This is a genomic window from Streptomyces pyxinicus, assembly GCF_024753135.1.
GTDB lineage: Bacteria > Actinomycetota > Actinomycetes > Streptomycetales > Streptomycetaceae > Streptomyces > Streptomyces pyxinicus.
Genome location: NZ_JANUGP010000006.1, coordinates 93,891 through 109,870, shown reverse-complemented (window position 1 = coordinate 109,870; position 15,980 = coordinate 93,891). Strand labels below are relative to the sequence as shown.

The window sequence follows — 15,980 nt, the reverse complement described above, 5'->3', positions numbered from 1 at the left end:
ACCTTGCCGACCGCTCGGGCCATCTTGCCAACCGGCCCGCGACGTGTCACGCGAGGGAGTCTAAGCGCACGGGTCGCGCCGGGGGCGCCGGATGAGAGGGAGGTCCCACGAGGAAGTGACGCCGAACGCGTGACCGCCGCCTGACCGCACGGCTCCGCGCCGCCCCGCCGTCGCACGCCTGCGCGAGACCTTCGCCGGACCTTTACGGTGCGGGCACCCCCGACGGAACAGCTAGCCCACCTTCGGCAGCACCGGCACCATGCGGTCCCAACGGCCGATCTCGCAGCCGTCGCGGCGGTCGTACGTCGCGTCGACCGGCCGTCCGGCCCAGGTGCCGGTGACATGGGCGGTGGCGGCGCCGCCGTAGAGCATCGTGCAGTCGCTGCCCGCGGGGACCGGGGCGAAGGGGTCCCGGCCCCAGCGGGTGTGCTCGTCGAGGGTCCGGCAGGCGCCGGCCACGTCCGGGTGACGGCCGGCGTCGGGGTGACAGGACACCTGGTACGTCCCGTCGCGCCGGGCCCCGGCGTTCCGGACCACGACGGTGAGGTGATCACCGCTGGGGGCCGCGGCGGCCGGGCCGGACCGCGGGGCCTGGTCCTCCGGCCGGACCGGCGGCGGCATGGCGCCGGCCGCGGCGGCGGGGACGGCGGTGAGCGGGACGAGGGAGGCTACGGCGGCGAGGGACGACACGAGGACGCGGCGCCCGGCGGCCTGGAGTGAGGAAACCATGCCCTGTCCAACGCGGTGGCGGCCCGGACGTTGCGCGGCGCCCCCCCGTCCGGCGCCGGTGCTGGCGTCGTCCGGCGCCTCGCCAGGGAGAAGCCCTTTGCCCTGCGGCCCGGCTGCCTAGTACCGTGGGACGCGATTGGTGACACCGCACCCGACTGTGTCATCATCTGCACGCACCGATCGCGCGCTCGCGTGAACGGTTGTGCTGGAGGCGTCGCCTAGTCCGGTCTATGGCGCCGCACTGCTAATGCGGTTTGGGTCTTAAAGCCCATCGAGGGTTCAAATCCCTCCGCCTCCGCACCGATCCCGAAGCCCCGGTCTCTCCGACCGGGGCTTCGGTGTTTTCCCAGGTCACAAGGGGTGTGCCGAACGGATTTCACATGGCGGCGGCAGTCATGTAATGTTCTTCCTGTCGCCGCGAGCGGGCCGGAAGGGCCGGGAGCCGGGGACAAAGAAACAAAAGAACACGCACTCGTAGCTTAACGGATAGAGCATCTGACTACGGATCAGAAGGTTGCAGGTTCGAATCCTGCCGAGTGCACATCAGTTCGGAAGCCCCGTGGAGTGATCCACGGGGCTTCCGGCGTTCACCCGTCCCCGCCCCGCTGTCAGACCCACCCCCTACCCTCACGAGTGATGGCACAGGTGTGGAGATGCTCGGGGCTGCGGTGGGCGCCGGACGGGCCCGCGTTGGAGTGGGACGGCGGGCGGCGCAGTGCGCTGCCCCGGGGGAAGCGGGTCGCCTTCGCGGTGCCGGAGGGGGCGGTGCGGGTGTGCGTGGGGGCGCGCGGGCACGCCTGTCCGGTGCGGGCCCCGGTGCCGGCGCGGAGCACGGGGGCGCGGTGCGAGGAGTGCGCGCGGCTGGACCGGGCGCACTCGGTGGCCGCCGACACGATCGCCGACGACCCCCGTCCGTACCGGGTGTACCTCGCCTGGTTCGGCCCCGGCATGGTCAAGGTCGGCATCACCGCCCGGGAGCGGGGCCCGGCCCGGCTGCTCGAACAGGGCGCCGTCTGTTTCAGCTGGCTCGGCACCGGCCCGCTGATGGCCGCGCGCCGCACCGAGGAGCTGCTGCGGGCGGCGCTGCGGGTGCCGGACCGGATCCCGTACGCCGAGAAGCGGGCCGTACGGGCGCTGCTGCCGGCCGGGGCGGCGGAGCGCGCGGCCGAGGTGCGCGAGCTGCACGCCCGGGTGGCGCGGCTCGCCGGCCGGCCGGAGTCCCTCGCCCCCGAACCCTGCGAGGTCGTCGACCACGTGAGCGCCTTCGGTCTGGACACGGCGCCGCCCGCGCTCGGCGAGATCACGGCGCTCGCCCCCGGCACCGCCGTGGCCGGTGACCTGGTCGCGGTCGCCGGACCCGACCTCCACCTGAGCACCCCCGGCCGGGGCACCCTCGTCCTCGACACGCGCCTGCTGACCGGCTGGGAGCTGACGGCCGGCGGCACGGGCCGTACCGCCGCGGTGCGGGAGTTCCGCAGGGAGCCGGAAGCGCTGTTCTGAGGGCCGTACTTCACACGGAGCTGACGGGCCCCCAGCTGCCGGCTGAGAGATCCCTGTGGGTTTCTCAGCGAATTCACAGATTCAGGAAAGCCTCCTCTCAGAGGGCGTCGACAGGGTGTCCGGTATGACCACGACCTCGCCCCAGGGGCGTACCGAACTGCTGCGGGCGGACGGGAGTCCTGTCCGTGTGCTGGTGGTGGACGACGAGCTGTCGATCACCGAACTGCTGAGCATGGCCCTGCGTTACGAGGGCTGGCAGATCAGGAGTGCGGGAGACGGGCAGGGCGCTCTGCAGACGGCCCGTGAGTTCCGGCCCGACGCCGTCGTGCTCGACATGATGCTGCCCGACATGGACGGGCTGGCCGTCCTCGGGCGGCTGCGCCGCGAACTGCCCGACGTGCCCGTGCTGTTCCTCACCGCCAAGGACGCGGTGGAGGACCGTATCGCCGGGCTCACCGCGGGCGGCGACGACTACGTGACCAAGCCGTTCAGCCTGGAGGAGGTCGTGGCGCGGCTGCGCGGGCTGATCCGCCGCTCCGGTGCCGTCGACCGGCGCTCCGACTCGGTGCTGGTGGTCGGCGACCTGACCCTGGACGAGGACAGCCACGAGGTCTTCCGGGGCGGCGACTCCATCCATCTGACCGCCACCGAGTTCGAACTGCTCCGCTTCCTGATGCGCAACCCGCGCCGGGTGCTCAGCAAGGCGCAGATCCTGGACCGCGTGTGGTCGTACGACTTCGGCGGCCAGGCCAACGTGGTCGAGCTGTACATCTCGTACCTGCGCCGGAAGATCGACGCGGGACGCGAGCCGATGATCCACACCCGGCGCGGCGCCGGGTACCTGATCAAGCCGGCCGCCTGATGAGCGGGCGGCGGCGGCCGCGTCCGCGCCGGCGTCTGGCGGGACAGACACGCACGCTGCGGACGCGCCTCGTCGTCGCCTCGGTGGTGCTGATCGCCGTCGTCTGCGCCGTGATCAGCACGGTCACCACGCTGGCCCTGCGCTCGCATCTGTACGAACAGCTCAACGGCCAGCTGAACGAAGTCGCCTCGCGCGCCTCCGGTGCCTTCGGACCGCCCGGCGACCGGCAGCCCACGTCGGTTCGGCAGCCGGTGGACGGCCTCATCCCCGGCACGCGCAAGGGCCGGTCGCCTTCGACCAGCGTGAGCGACTTCGTCCTCAAGGGCCCCCAGCCGGTGGGCACCATCGCGGCCCAGCTGGTCGACGGCACCATCAGCGACGCCAAGCGCAGCGTGAAGCGCACCAGCGACCTGGAGATGAAGGTCGCCTCGCTCGACGACGCCCAGCGCGGCACCCTCGCCAAGGTGCCCCGGGACGGCGGGCAGTACACCGTCGACCTCCCCGGCATCGGCGGCTACCGGGTCGAGTACCGCAGCGGCGACAACGGCTCCTTCTACGTCGCCATACCGACCAAGGACGTCGACGGCACGATCGGCACCCTCATCCTCGTGGAGGTCTGCGTCACCGCCGCCGGGCTCCTCGCGGCCTCCCTCGCCGGCACCGTCATCGTCGGGGTCGCGACCCGCCCCCTGCGCCGGGTCGCCCACACCGCCACCCGGGTCTCCGAGCTGCCGCTGCACAGCGGCGAGGTGAACCTGGACGAGCGGGTCCCGGAGTCGGAGTGCGACCCGCGGACCGAGGTCGGCCAGGTGGGCGTCGCGCTCAACCGGATGCTCGACCACGTGCACGGCGCGCTGCACGCCCGCCAGCAGAGCGAGACCCGGGTACGGCGGTTCGTCGCCGACGCGAGCCACGAGCTGCGCACCCCGCTGGCCTCCATCCGCGGCTACGCGGAGCTGACCCGGCGCGGCCGGGAGCAGGTCGGGGCGGACACCCGGCACGCCCTCGGCCGGATCGAGTCGGAGGCCGGCCGGATGAGCCTGCTGGTGGAGGACCTGCTGCTGCTGGCCCGCCTCGACGCCGGCCGGCCGCTCCAGTTCGAGCAGACCGACCTCGTACCGCTGGTCGTGGACACGGTCAGCGACGCCCGCGCGGCCGGCCTGACCCACAACTGGCGGCTCGACCTGCCCGACGAACCCGCCCTGGTCCGCGCCGACGCCGCCCGGCTCCAGCAGGTGCTGGTCAACCTGCTGGGCAACGCCCGCGCCCACACACCGGCCGGTACGACCGTCACCGCGCGCGTGCGGCGGGCCGGGGACCGGCTGTGCGTCGACGTCCAGGACGACGGTCCGGGCATCCCGGCCGAGCTGCTGCCGCACGTCTTCGAACGGTTCGCGCGGGGCGACTCCGCGCGCACCCGGGCCACCGGGTCCACCGGGCTCGGGCTGGCCATCGTGCAGGCCGTCGCCGCCGCGCACGGCGGCGAGGTCACCGTGGACAGCGTCCCCGGGCGCACGGTGTTCACCCTGCACCTGCCCGCGCCGGCCTCCCACCAGACCCCGGAAACAAAGCGGCAACAGCACTCACAGGCGCACCACAGCCTCGCCACATGGGCGCGACAGGGCACGTGACAAAGGTTCGTGTCATGCGAACCGACTCTTCTCCCGGCACCCTGCCGGCGCGGGAGCACCTCCCGGCCGCGGACGCCGGTACGCCTGTCCTGGACGTAGTGATCCCCGTCTACAACGAGGAGAAGGACCTCGAACCGTGCGTGCGCAGACTGCACGCGCACCTGACGCGCACCTTCCCGTACGCGTTCCGCATCACCGTCGCCGACAACGCCTCCACCGACTCCACCCCGCTGGTGGCGGCCGGGCTCGCGGCGGAGATGCCCGAGGTCACCGCCCACCGGCTGGAGCAGAAGGGCCGGGGCCGCGCCCTGCGGACCGTGTGGTCCGCGTCCGAGGCGCCGGTCCTCGCCTACATGGACGTCGACCTGTCCACCGACCTCAACGCGCTGCTGCCGCTGGTCGCCCCGCTCATCTCCGGCCACTCCGACCTGGCCATCGGCTCCCGGCTGGCGCGCAGCTCCCGGGTGGTGCGCGGCCCCAAGCGCGAGTTCATCAGCCGCGCCTACAACCTGATCCTGCGCGGCTCCCTCCAGGCCCGCTTCTCGGACGCGCAGTGCGGCTTCAAGGCGATCCGGCGGGACGTGGCGCAGGTGCTGCTGCCGCTGGTGCAGGACACCGGCTGGTTCTTCGACACCGAGATGCTGGTCGTCGCCGAGCGGGCGGGGCTGCGCATCCACGAGGTGCCGGTCGACTGGGTGGACGACCCGGACTCCACCGTGCACATCGTGAAGACCGCCACCGACGACCTCAAGGGCGTCTGGCGGGTCGGCCGGGCGCTGGCCACCGGCTCGCTGCCGCTGGACCGGCTGGCCCGGCCCTTCGGCGACGACCCGCGCGACCGCGAACTGACGGACGTGCCCCGGGGCCTGGCCCGGCAGCTCGTCGGCTTCTGCGTGGTGGGCGGCCTGTCGACGCTGTTCTACCTGCTGCTCTACAGCGGCTTCCGGGAGTTCGCCGGCTCGCAGACCGCCAACGCGCTCGCGCTGCTGGTGTCGGCGGTCGCCAACACGGCCGCCAACCGCCGGCTCACCTTCGGGGTGCGCGGCCGGGGCGGCGCCGTCCGCCACCAGGCGCAGGGACTGGTCGTCTTCGGTATCGGCCTCGCCCTGACCAGCGGCTCGCTGGCCGCCCTCGGCATGGCCAACGCGCACCCGGCGCACTCCACCGAGCTGGCGGTCCTGATCGCCGCCAACCTCGCCGCGACGGTCCTGCGGTTCCTCCTCTTCCGCGCCTGGGTCTTCCCGGACCGCTCCTACGACGCCCCCGCCGAGCCGCGGATCCAGCGGGTCCCGACCCGATGACACCGACCGCCCGATGACACCGACCGAGGGAACCCCCATGACCCCCCACACCGACCCCTCCGGCACGGCGGTCCGGGAGCCGGCCCCGACCGCGCCCGAGGCCGCGCCCGAAGCGGCACCCGGGGCGAGCGAGCCCCGGCCGCCGTTCCCGCACCGGCTGTGGCGCGGTCGGCCCGAGGACCCCCGCTGGGCGCGCCCGGCCCTCCTCGCGCTGCTCGCCGCCACACTCCTGGCCTACCTCTACAACCTCAGCGCCTCGGGTTACGCCAACTCCTTCTACTCGGCGGCCGTACAGGCCGGCAGCACGTCCTGGAAGGCGTTCTTCTTCGGCTCGCTGGACGCGGGCAACGCCATCACCGTCGACAAGCCCCCGGCCTCGCTGTGGCCGATGGAGCTGTCGGTACGGATCTTCGGCCTGAACTCGTGGGCGATCCTCGTCCCCGAGGTGCTGATGGGCGTGGCCACGGTCGCCGTCGTGTACGCGGCGGTACGGCGCAGGTTCAGCCCGGCGGCCGGCCTGATCGCGGGCGCGGTGCTCGCGCTCACCCCGGTGGCGGCGCTGATGTTCCGCTTCAACAACCCGGACGCGATGCTGGCGCTGCTGATGTCGGTGGCCTGCTACCTGGTCGTGCGGGCCGTGGCGGACGGCCGTACCAAGTGGCTGGTGTGGGCCGGGGCCGTCATCGGGTTCGCGTTCCTCGCCAAGACGCTCCAGGCCTTCCTGATCCTGCCTCCGCTCGCGCTCGTGTACGCGTTCTGCGCTCCGGTGGCGTGGAAGAAGCGGCTCGGACAGCTGGCCCTGGCGACGCTCGCGCTGGTCGTCTCGGGCGGCTGGTGGGTCGCGGTGGTGGAGCTGTGGCCGGCGTCCTCGCGGCCGTACATCGGCGGCTCGCAGCACAACAGCTTCCTGGAACTGACCTTCGGCTACAACGGGTTCGGCCGGCTGAACGGCGAGGAGACCGGCAGCGTCGGCGGGGGCGGCGGCCCCGGCGGCGGCGCGGGCGGCGGCATGTGGGGCCAGACCGGCTGGGACCGGATGTTCGGCTCCGAGGTCGGCGGCCAGGTCTCCTGGCTGCTGCCGGCCGCGCTGGTCCTGCTGGTCGCCGCGCTGGTGACCACCCGCGGGCTGCGGCGGACGTCCGTCACCCGGGCCTCGCTCCTGGTCTGGGGCGGCTCGCTGCTGACGACCATGGCCGTGTTCAGCTTCATGGCGGGCATCTTCCACCAGTACTACACCGTGGCCCTCGCGCCCTACCTCGCGGCCGTGACCGGCATGGGCGCCGGGCTGCTGTGGGAGAAGCGGAAGCAGACGTGGGTGTCGCTCGCCCTCGCCGCGTCCGTGGTCGCGGCGGTGGCCTGGGGATACGTGCTGCTCAACCGCACCCCCGACTACCTGCCCTGGCTGAAGTGGCTGATCCTGATCGGCGGACTCACGGCGGCACTCGGCCTGATCTTCGTGGGCCGCCTCACCCGGCGGCTCGCCCTCGCGAGCGCGGCGCTCGGTCTGGTGACCGCGCTGGCCGGCTCGACCGCCTACACCGTCACCACCCTCCGGGAGGGCCACAGCGGCTCCATCGTGACGGCCGGCCCGGCGGGCGCGAGCATGATGGGCGGCTTCGGCGGCCGTGGTGGCCTGCGCGGCGGCTTCGGCGAGGGCATGCCGGGCCTGGGACGGGGGCAGGGGCAGGGACAGGGCAACGGCAACGGGTTCCCGGGCGGCGGCTTCGGCGGCGGCATGCCCGGCCAGCAGGGCCAGGGCCAGGGTCAGGGACAGGGACAAGGCCAGGGCCAGCGGAACGGCAATGGCTTCCCCGGTGGCGGCTTCGGCGGCGGTATGGGCGAGCGCGGTGGCGCGGGCGGTGCCGGCGGCCTCCTGAACGGCGCGAGCGTCTCCGCCGAGGCCAAGAAGCTGCTGGAGAAGAACGCCTCGGACTACACCTGGGTCGCCGCCTCCATCGGCTCCCAGAACGCGGCCAGTTACCAGCTCGCCACCGGTGATCCGGTCATGGCGATCGGCGGCTTCAACGGCACCGACCCGTCCCCGACCCTCGCCCAGTTCAAGAAGTACGTGTCGGAGGGGAAGATCCACTACTTCATCTCCGGCGGCGCCATGGGCGGCGGCTCTCGCGAGGGTGCCGGCAGCGGCAGCGGCACGTCCTCCCAGATCAGCTCCTGGGTCGAGGCCAACTTCACGAACGTGACGGCCGGTTCGGCCACCTTCTACGACCTGACCCGGAAGACGAGCAGCTGAGACGAGCGACTGACCGAACGTCACGCGCCGTACGCCGCACAGCGGACCGCTGTGCGGCGTACGCGCGTCTCAGATCGCCTGAGCAGCCGGGGGTATGGGTAGAGGTGCGGTCCTGGCATGCGGTCAGCGGGCGGATGAGAGAAAGGTGCGCCGGTGGCGAAGGAAGCGGAGCGGGCGGCGCGGGGCAGTGTGTGGCTGGCGGAGCCGGTCCGCCGGGGCGGGCGCGGGGGCCAGCCCTCGGGGCTCGACCGTGAGCGGATCACGGCGGTGTCCGTACGGCTGCTCGACGCCGAGGGACTCGCGAGGTTCTCCATGCGCCGCCTGGCCGCCGAGCTGAACGTCACCGCGATGTCCCTGTACTGGTACGTCGACACCAAGGACGACCTGCTCGAACTCGCTCTGGACGCGGTCTACGGCGAGCCGGTGCTGCCCGACCCCGCCGACGAGAGCCAGGACTGGCGGGAGCAACTGCGCGCGCTGGCCGACGAGTACCGGGCGATGCTGGTGCGCCATCCCTGGGTGTCCGCGCTGGCCGGCCGGTATCTGAACATCGGCCCCACCTCGCTCGCCTTCTCCCGCACCGTGCAGCGCGTCGTCCGCCGCACCGGCCTGCCGGCCCACCGCCTGACGGGTGCCATCGCGGCGGTGTTCCAGTTCGTGTACGGCTTCGGCACCATCGAGGTGCACTTCATGTCCCGTATCGCCGACACCGGACTCTCCCCGGACGACTACTACCGGCGCACCATGGACTCGGTGCGGCAGGGCGCCCTGGGCGCGGACTACATCGAGGAGTCCCGGGACATCGTGGACGCCCGCGCCGGGGACTCGGTGGCCGAGATGCTGGAGCGCGACTTCACCTTCGCGCTCGACCTGCTGATCGCGGGCATCGAGGCCATGGTCGCCCGGGACTGACCGAGCCCCCTACTGCTGCTCCCCGCTCACCAGCCGCGCCGGGAAGCCGCCCGTGGCCACCGGGCCCCAGCGCTCCGGTGTCACCCGGATGATGGACTTGCCCTGCTTGACCATGGCCTGCCGGTACTCGTCCCAGTCGGGGTGCTCGCCGGCGATGTTGCGGTAGTACTCGACCAGCGGCTCCACCGAGTCGGGGGAGTCGAGGACCTCGGCGGTGCCGTCGATCTGCACCCAGGGCCCGTTCCAGTCGTCGCTCAGCACGAGCAGGCTGACCCGGGGGTCGCGCCGGGCGTTGCGGGTCTTGGCCCGCTCCGGGTACGTGGAGAGCACGATCCGTCCCGAGTCGTCCACCCCGCAGGTCAGCGGCGAGGCCTGGGGGCCGCCGTCGGCCCGGCGGGTGATCAGCAGGGCCCGGTGCCGGGGCCGTACGAAGTCCAGCAGCTCGGCCGGCGACACACGGGTGGTGGTAGCGATGTTCGGTGCCATGGGGGTCAGCCTAGGGGCGGGGGACGCCCCCGTGGCTGACCCTGCCGTGCCTACGCCTGGGGCAGCGTGTCGCCCTGCACCGCCTGGATGTCCAGCTCCACCTTCAGGGTGGTGCCGATCGCGGCGATGCCCGCCTGGAGGACCTGGTTGTAGTTCATGGCGAAGTCCTCGCGGTGCAGCTCGGCCGTGGCGCGGAACGCCGCCCGGGTGCCGCCCCACGGGTCGGCGCCGGTGCCGAGGTAGGCGAGGTCCAGGTCGACGGGGCGGACCACACCGTGCATCCGCAGCTCGCCGAGCACCGTCCAGCGGTCGGGTCCGGCCTGGGTCAGGCCCGTGGAGCGGTAGGTGATCTCCGGGTGGTTCTCCACGTCGAGGAAGTCGCCCGAGCGCAGGTGCGTGTCGCGCATGCCGTTGCCGGTGTCGACGGACGCGGCCCTGATCACCGCCTCCACGCGGGACTTGGCGACCTCGTCGGGCGCGATCTCGATGGTGCCGCCGAACTCCGTGAACCGGCCGTGCACGCTGGAGATCCCCAGGTGCTGGGCGACCGCGGCGACGGAGGAGTGCACCGGGTCGATCGTCCAGGGGCCGGGCGGCGGCAGCTCGGTGCCGCCCTGCCGGGCCAGGGTGACCGTGCCGACCTCGGCCCGGCCGCTCGCGGTGACGATCGCGCTGGACGCCGCCGGCGCGTACCCGACGGCCGTCACGATCACCGTGTACGCCCCCGGCGCCAGTTCGGTGGCGTCCCGTACGGCCCCCTCGGCGTCCGTCTCGGCGCGCAGCACCTGCGTACCGGTCATGTCGGTCACCGTCACGACCGCGTGCGACACGGCCCACCCGTCCCGCGTACGGATCTTCGCGGTCAGTCCCATCCCGTTTTTCTCCCTGCACATGCGTACGAACCGGTCGTAGAGGAATCCGGCCCGTGGCGCGCGCCGCGGCCTGGCGGGGCCGCGTGCGCGCCACGGGCCGGAAGGTGTGACTACTCGCCGGGGTGGGCGAGTTCGATGTCGTGGTCGTCGACACCGGTGCCGGAGACGGTCAGCGCCGTCGCCACCGGCGGGTAGCCCGTCGCGATGACGGTGTACTCGCCGCTGTTCAGGTCGGTGAAGGCGTACGCCCCGTCCGAGCCGGTGGTGGCGCTGCCCACCACGTTGCCGGCCTGGTCGACCAGGGTCACGCGGGCGTCGGCCAGCGGACCGTGCGGGGCGTTGACCACACCCTGGAGGCGGGCGCCGGCGTCCAGGTCGACCTCGACCCGGGTGACCCCGGTGGTGCCGACCTCGACCGGCAGGGCGCGCGGCCGGAACCCGTTCGCGTTGACGGCGACGGTCACCACGCCCGGCACCAGCTCGGTGAGGGCGAACTCGCCCTGCTCACCGGTGGCGGCCGTGGCCAGCAGGTCGCCGCGCACGTCGGTGACGATCACCATCGCGTCCTTGACCGGCAGCGCGCTCCCGGCGGCCCGGACCACACCGGTCAGCCCGCTGGTGCCGCTGAGCAGGATGTCGTACGGCAGCGGCTCCTCGCCCACCACGATGGTGGAGGCCTGCGGCTGGTAGCCGTCGGCGGAGGCGATCAGCACGTACGAGCCGGTGCCCGGGGCGCCGATGCCGTAGGAACCGTCGGCCTGGGCGACCGCGCGGCCGAGCTGGCGGCCGGACAGCGAGATCAGGGTGACCGCGGCGCCCGGGACCGGGGCGCTCTCGGCGCCGCGGACGAAGCCGTGCACCGGGGTGCCGCCGCCGACGCCGTCACCGGTGCCGGGCTCGGCGGCCGTGGCGACGGCCGTCGTCGGCAGGGTGGCCGTGGCGGCGGCGCGGGTGAAGGTGTCCCCGTCGGCCGGTGCGGCGGCGACCGCGGCCGGGACCGGCTGGGCGAGCGGGGCCTGCTCCTGGGCCTCGGCGACCGCGGGGGCGGCGGCCGGGTCGGTCACCGGGGCCTGGCCCTCGGCGGCCTGGGCCAGTCCGCCCTTGGTGCGCAGCGGGACCTCCTTGATGAACAGCGTGATCAGGAAGGCGAGGGCGGCGAGGCAGCCGGCGATGAAGAAGACGTCGGCGATGCCGTGGCCGTAGGCGCTCTCCATCAGCGTCCGGATGGGCGCCGGGAGCTTGTCCATGTCCGGGATGGTGTCGGTGGAGCCGGAGCCCTGGGCCAGCGCGGCCTGGTACTTCGGGCTCAGCGCCGAGACGCCGTCCTTGACGTAGTCGGTGATCCGGTGGGACATCACGGCGCCGAGCGCCGAGACGCCGACCGCGCCGCCGAGGGAACGGAAGAAGGTGACCGTGGAGCTGGCCGAGCCGAGGTCGGCGGGCGAGACCTGGTTCTGCGTGCAGAGCACCAGGTTCTGCATCATCATGCCGATGCCGAGGCCCAACAGGGCCATGTAGATGGCCATCTTCCAGTAGTCGGTGTCGTACCGGATGCCGCCGAGCAGCAGCAGCCCGGCCGTCACCAGGACGCCACCGCTGACCAGCCAGGCCTTCCAGCGGCCGGTGCGGGTGATGAACTGACCCGAGACGGTCGAGGAGACGAACAGACCGCCGATCATCGGGATGGTCATGACGCCCGACATGGTCGGGGACTTGTCGCGGGCCAGCTGGAAGTACTGGCTGAAGAACACGGTGCCGGTGAACATCGCGATGCCGACGAACAGCGAGGCGAGCGACGCCAGCGTGATGGTGCGGTTCTTGAACAGGCGCAGCGGGATGATCGGCTCGCTGGCCTTGGACTCCACGAGCACGAACAGCGCGCCGAGGAGGACCGAGCCGCCGACCATGGCGTAGGTCTGCCAGGAGACCCAGTCGTACTTGTCACCGGCGAAGGTGACCCATATCAGCAGCAGGGAGACGGCGGCGGCGATGAGGGTCGCGCCGCCCCAGTCGACCTTGACCTCGCGCTTGACGACGGGCAGGTGGAGGGTCTTCTGGAGGACGATCAGCGCGATGATCGCGAAGGGGACGCCGACGTAGAAGCACCAGCGCCAGCCCAGCCAGGAGGTGTCGGTGATGACACCGCCGAGCAGCGGGCCGCCGACGGTGGCGACGGCGAAGGTGGCGCCGAGGTAGCCGGAGTAACGGCCGCGCTCGCGCGGGGAGATCATCGCCGCCATGACGATCTGCGCCAGGGCGGACAGGCCGCCGACGCCGATGCCCTGGAACACGCGGAAGGTGATCAGCATGCCGGGGTTCTGCGAGAGGCCGGCCGCCATCGAGGCGACCACGTAGATGACCAGGGCTATCTGGACGAGGGCCTTCTTGCTGTACAGGTCGGCGAGCTTGCCCCACAGGGGAGTGGCCGCGGTCATCGACAGCAGGGCGGCGGTGACGACCCAGGTGTAGGCGGACTGGCCGCCGCCGAGGTCTCCGATGATGTGCGGCAGGGCGTTGGAGACGATCGTGGACGACAGGATCGCCACGAACATGCCGAGCAGCAGCCCGGACAGGGCCTCCATGATCTGCCGGTGCGTCATCGGGGCGTCGCCGTGGGAGCCTCCCCCGTGCTTGGCGTGAGCCCGCACACCGGCTGGTGTGGTCGTTGCCATGGGCTTCCTTTTCTTACGTGCTTGCGGGTGTACGGGTGGTCTCTTCGAACGCGGGAGTCGCCGCCGGGATGTGCCGGAGCGGGACCGAGCGGCAGTCGCCGAAGGAGGCGCGCAGCCGCGTCATCAGCCGGATCAGCTGGCCGACCTCGTCGTCGGACCAGTCGGCCAGCCGCTCGGCGAGCAGGTGCGTGCTCCGCCGGGACAGCTCGTCGAGCTGCCGCAGCCCCTCGGGGGTCAGGTGCAGGATGCGCGAACGCTTGTCCGCGGGGTCCGGTGCCCGCCCGATCCAGCCGCGCGCGGCGACGTGCGCGACATGCCGGCTGGTGACCGACATGTCCACGGCGAGCAGCTCCGCGAGCTTGCTCATGCGCATGTCGCCGTGGCGCCCGAGCAGGGCCAGCACGGCGGCCGAGCCGGCCGGGCAGTCGGGCGGCAGGATCCGCTCCATGTCCCGTTTCACGGCTCCGACGGCACTGAGCTGACGCGCCAGCTCTTCGAACTGCGCCTGCTCGGCCATCACACCTCCCGTATTCGTTGCTTGGGGCAACCATAGGTCCGTTTGGTTGCTGAAGGCAAATAAACCGGGACGGGCTGGCGCAAAAACTTGGCAAAGGCAAGTATTGCGAGTGTAAACACGCAGGTGACGGCGGCCGGGCTGCCCCCGTCTGTCCCGGTGGCCCCGCACTTGGGTCGGTCGGCGGGATTCGCTAGTGTCTCGGGCCATGGCTAACACCCAGGGCCCTCAGGGCAATTACGACCCTGCCGGCAGCACCCAGATGTTCCGCGCCTTCGTCGACGAGGCGCCCCAGGGCAGGCAGCAGCAGCCGGCCGCCACCTCCTCCGGCCCGCGCCTCGGCCTGATCATCGGCATCATCGTGGCCCTGGCCGTGGTGGCGGGCGTCGCCTGGCTGGCCCTGAAGTAACGGGGGCTGCCTGCTCATGCGCCGGGCCACTTGGGCCCGGCGCGGCTTTGGCGTGCGCGGGGGCGGGGCGGCACGCGGCGGGCGGACCGCACCGCGTCCCGCCGCCCGGCGGGGACGCCAACCGGCGGGGACGCCACCCGGCCCGGACACCCGACGGCCGCCGAACCGGCCCGGCGATCCGGTGGACGCACCGCTCCACGCCGGCCGCGCAGTCCAGCACGCCCCGCCGACGTGGCGGCACCGTGGCCCACGCCGGCTCGCCCCTGTGACCGAGGGCAGCCCCCCGACCCGCGGCAACACCGCTGTCGCTGTCACGCACTCGACGACAGCAACCGTCCGAGACCGCTACACAACCGTCCGAGACCGCCACACGGGCGCCCTCCGGCGACCAGGCGCTGCCGCTCTCCGTGCCCGGCCCGCCGGTCAGCGGCGCTGCGCCGTAACCCGTCGGCGTCGTGGGGGCGGCGCGGTGCTCGGTCTGCGCGTGGCCACCGTGGTGATCGGCGATGGTTCCGGCCTACGGCTCGGTCGCGGCCGATCGCGATGTGCCTCGTACTGCCCGCCCTCCCCGAGCCGCGTCAGCGGTACCGCACACTGGTTGGCGGCGGGCGGCCGGCACCATGCCCCGCGCTGTCACCGGCCCTGGGATTCGGCGTACCACGCCCCCGCCCGCGCAGAGCACGACCGGCCGCCGAGGTGCTCGGCGGCCGGGGGTTCGGGCTGGGTGGGTCAGTCGGCGATCAGGCCGTCGCGGAGCTGGGCCAGGGTGCGGGTGAGGAGGCGGGAGACGTGCATCTGGGAGATGCCGACCTCCTCGCCGATCTGCGACTGGGTCATGTTGGCGAAGAAGCGCAGCATGATGATCCGGCGCTCCCGGGGCGGGAGTTTGGCCAGCAGGGGCTTCAGGGACTCGCGGTACTCCACGCCCTCCAGCGCGGTGTCCTCGTAGCCGAGCCGGTCGGCCAGCGAGCCCTCGCCGCCGTCGTCCTCCGGGGCCGGCGAGTCGAGGGAGGAGGCGGTGTACGCGTTGCCGACCGCGAGGCCGTCGACCACGTCCTCCTCGGAGACGCCGAGCACCGCGGCCAGTTCGGTCACCGTCGGGGAGCGGTCCAGCTTCTGCGACAGCTCGTCGCTGGCCTTGGTGAGGGCCAGCCGCAGCTCCTGGAGCCGGCGCGGGACGCGCACCGACCAGGAGGTGTCGCGGAAGAACCGCTTGATCTCGCCCACGACCGTCGGCATCGCGAAGGTGGGGAACTCCACCCCCCGCTCGCAGTCGAAGCGGTCGATCGCCTTGATCAGGCCGATGGTGCCGACCTGGACGATGTCCTCCATCGGCTCGTTACGGGAGCGGAAACGCGCCGCCGCGTAGCGGACCAGCGGCAGGTTCAGCTCGATCAGGGTGTCCCGGACGTAGGCCCGCTCGGGGCTGTTCTCGCCGAGTGCGGCGAGCCGCAGGAAGAGCGAGCGGGACAGGGTGCGGGTGTCGATGGCCTCGCCCACGGCGGGAGCGGCCGGGGCCGGCACGGCGTCGAGGGTCGTGACGCCCTCGATGCCGTCGAGGACGTCGAGTGCGTCGAGCTCCTTGGGCGCTGCCTCGCTCCTCGCGGGCGCCAGCACCTTCGAGCTGCCCTGTTCTGCGGACATGCCACCCCCTTTGGGTCGCGGGACGGTCGGGGCGGCGCTGTCGTGCGAGCAACGCAGCCTTCACCTGAATACCGGCGCCGGAGCCCCGGCAAACGCGCTTCCCGCAGAATGTCACATGTCGGCAACGCGCTGTAGTGACATGTCGACACAGAAGATCCGAATAGGCCCTGGAGAGACGGGGTGTGACGGTGTCTCGG

The 15,980-nt window shown here is 72.6% G+C and carries 13 protein-coding genes and 2 tRNA genes; 9 read left to right on the top strand and 6 right to left on the bottom strand.

All coding sequences use genetic code 11. The features are described 5' to 3' along the window. Positions 1-231: 231 nt before the first annotated feature. On the bottom strand, positions 232-729 hold the full coding sequence (locus tag NX794_RS10400; RefSeq protein ID WP_258778032.1) for an SSI family serine proteinase inhibitor: 498 nt from the start codon (positions 727-729) through the stop codon (positions 232-234). 207 nt (positions 730-936) lie between these two features. Here NX794_RS10400 and NX794_RS10395 point away from each other — a divergent pair. From NX794_RS10395 to NX794_RS10360, 8 genes are all read left to right on the top strand, one after another. Further along, a tRNA-Ser gene (locus NX794_RS10395) sits at positions 937-1,027 on the top strand. A gap of 170 nt (positions 1,028-1,197) precedes the next feature. Further along, positions 1,198-1,270, top strand: a tRNA-Arg gene (locus NX794_RS10390). A 95-nt stretch (positions 1,271-1,365) separates the two neighbouring features. Continuing rightward, on the top strand, positions 1,366-2,229 hold the full coding sequence (locus tag NX794_RS10385; protein WP_258778031.1) for a DUF2797 domain-containing protein: 864 nt from the start codon (positions 1,366-1,368) through the stop codon (positions 2,227-2,229). A gap of 124 nt (positions 2,230-2,353) precedes the next feature. Next, complete coding sequence (locus tag NX794_RS10380) at positions 2,354-3,091, top strand: response regulator transcription factor (protein ID WP_258778030.1); 738 nt, start codon at positions 2,354-2,356, stop codon at positions 3,089-3,091. Beyond that, positions 3,091-4,722: a sensor histidine kinase gene (locus NX794_RS10375; RefSeq protein ID WP_258778029.1), complete on the top strand. Its 1,632-nt coding sequence runs from the start codon at positions 3,091-3,093 to the stop codon at positions 4,720-4,722. The genes NX794_RS10380 and NX794_RS10375 overlap by 1 nt, the downstream gene beginning before the upstream one ends. 14 nt (positions 4,723-4,736) lie before the next feature. Continuing rightward, positions 4,737-6,023 carry a bifunctional glycosyltransferase family 2/GtrA family protein gene (locus NX794_RS10370; RefSeq protein ID WP_258778027.1) on the top strand — a complete coding sequence of 429 codons (1,287 nt, stop codon included), beginning with the start codon at positions 4,737-4,739 and terminating at the stop codon, positions 6,021-6,023. 37 nt (positions 6,024-6,060) lie between these two features. Then, complete coding sequence (locus NX794_RS10365; RefSeq protein WP_258778026.1) at positions 6,061-8,274, top strand: ArnT family glycosyltransferase; 2,214 nt, start codon at positions 6,061-6,063, stop codon at positions 8,272-8,274. 153 nt (positions 8,275-8,427) lie between these two features. After that, positions 8,428-9,186 (top strand): TetR/AcrR family transcriptional regulator, encoded by a 759-nt coding sequence (locus NX794_RS10360; RefSeq protein ID WP_258778025.1) that lies wholly within the window; start codon positions 8,428-8,430, stop codon positions 9,184-9,186. 9 nt (positions 9,187-9,195) lie between these two features. On the opposite strand, the gene NX794_RS10355 is transcribed toward NX794_RS10360, so the two are convergent. The 4 genes from NX794_RS10355 to NX794_RS10340 form a co-directional block, all read right to left on the bottom strand. Then, positions 9,196-9,672 carry a PPOX class F420-dependent oxidoreductase gene (locus tag NX794_RS10355; protein WP_258778024.1) on the bottom strand — a complete coding sequence of 159 codons (477 nt, stop codon included), beginning with the start codon at positions 9,670-9,672 and terminating at the stop codon, positions 9,196-9,198. A gap of 50 nt (positions 9,673-9,722) precedes the next feature. Next, positions 9,723-10,544: a YceI family protein gene (locus NX794_RS10350; protein WP_258778023.1), complete on the bottom strand. Its 822-nt coding sequence runs from the start codon at positions 10,542-10,544 to the stop codon at positions 9,723-9,725. Positions 10,545-10,654: 110 nt separating this feature from the next. Beyond that, positions 10,655-13,144 (bottom strand): MFS transporter, encoded by a 2,490-nt coding sequence (locus NX794_RS10345; RefSeq protein WP_487416673.1) that lies wholly within the window; start codon positions 13,142-13,144, stop codon positions 10,655-10,657. Positions 13,145-13,229: 85 nt separating this feature from the next. Further along, positions 13,230-13,733, bottom strand: a complete 504-nt coding sequence (locus NX794_RS10340; RefSeq protein ID WP_258778021.1) for a MarR family winged helix-turn-helix transcriptional regulator — start codon at positions 13,731-13,733, stop codon at positions 13,230-13,232. Positions 13,734-13,938: 205 nt separating this feature from the next. Here NX794_RS10340 and NX794_RS10335 point away from each other — a divergent pair, with 205 nt between their 5' ends. Then, positions 13,939-14,139: a hypothetical protein gene (locus NX794_RS10335; RefSeq protein WP_258778020.1), complete on the top strand. Its 201-nt coding sequence runs from the start codon at positions 13,939-13,941 to the stop codon at positions 14,137-14,139. A gap of 729 nt (positions 14,140-14,868) precedes the next feature. Here the strand turns inward: NX794_RS10335 and NX794_RS10330 are convergent. Continuing rightward, on the bottom strand, positions 14,869-15,783 hold the full coding sequence (locus NX794_RS10330) for an RNA polymerase sigma factor SigF (RefSeq protein ID WP_258778019.1): 915 nt from the start codon (positions 15,781-15,783) through the stop codon (positions 14,869-14,871). Positions 15,784-15,980 lie beyond the last annotated feature (197 nt).

Bases quoted from the DNA above. Each gene is read 5' to 3' on its own strand.
- NX794_RS10400 (WP_258778032.1), bottom strand. From the start codon at position 729: ATGGTTTCCTCACTCCAGGCCGCCGGGCGCCGCGTCCTCGTGTCGTCC.
- NX794_RS10385 (WP_258778031.1), top strand. From the start codon at position 1,366: ATGGCACAGGTGTGGAGATGCTCGGGGCTGCGGTGGGCGCCGGACGGG.
- NX794_RS10380 (WP_258778030.1), top strand. From the start codon at position 2,354: ATGACCACGACCTCGCCCCAGGGGCGTACCGAACTGCTGCGGGCGGAC.
- NX794_RS10375 (WP_258778029.1), top strand. From the start codon at position 3,091: ATGAGCGGGCGGCGGCGGCCGCGTCCGCGCCGGCGTCTGGCGGGACAG.
- NX794_RS10370 (WP_258778027.1), top strand. From the start codon at position 4,737: ATGCGAACCGACTCTTCTCCCGGCACCCTGCCGGCGCGGGAGCACCTC.
- NX794_RS10365 (WP_258778026.1), top strand. From the start codon at position 6,061: ATGACCCCCCACACCGACCCCTCCGGCACGGCGGTCCGGGAGCCGGCC.
- NX794_RS10355 (WP_258778024.1), bottom strand. From the start codon at position 9,672: ATGGCACCGAACATCGCTACCACCACCCGTGTGTCGCCGGCCGAGCTG.
- NX794_RS10350 (WP_258778023.1), bottom strand. From the start codon at position 10,544: ATGGGACTGACCGCGAAGATCCGTACGCGGGACGGGTGGGCCGTGTCG.
- NX794_RS10345 (WP_487416673.1), bottom strand. From the start codon at position 13,144: ATGACGCACCGGCAGATCATGGAGGCCCTGTCCGGGCTGCTGCTCGGC.
- NX794_RS10340 (WP_258778021.1), bottom strand. From the start codon at position 13,733: ATGGCCGAGCAGGCGCAGTTCGAAGAGCTGGCGCGTCAGCTCAGTGCC.
- NX794_RS10335 (WP_258778020.1), top strand. From the start codon at position 13,939: ATGGCTAACACCCAGGGCCCTCAGGGCAATTACGACCCTGCCGGCAGC.
- NX794_RS10330 (WP_258778019.1), bottom strand. From the start codon at position 15,783: ATGTCCGCAGAACAGGGCAGCTCGAAGGTGCTGGCGCCCGCGAGGAGC.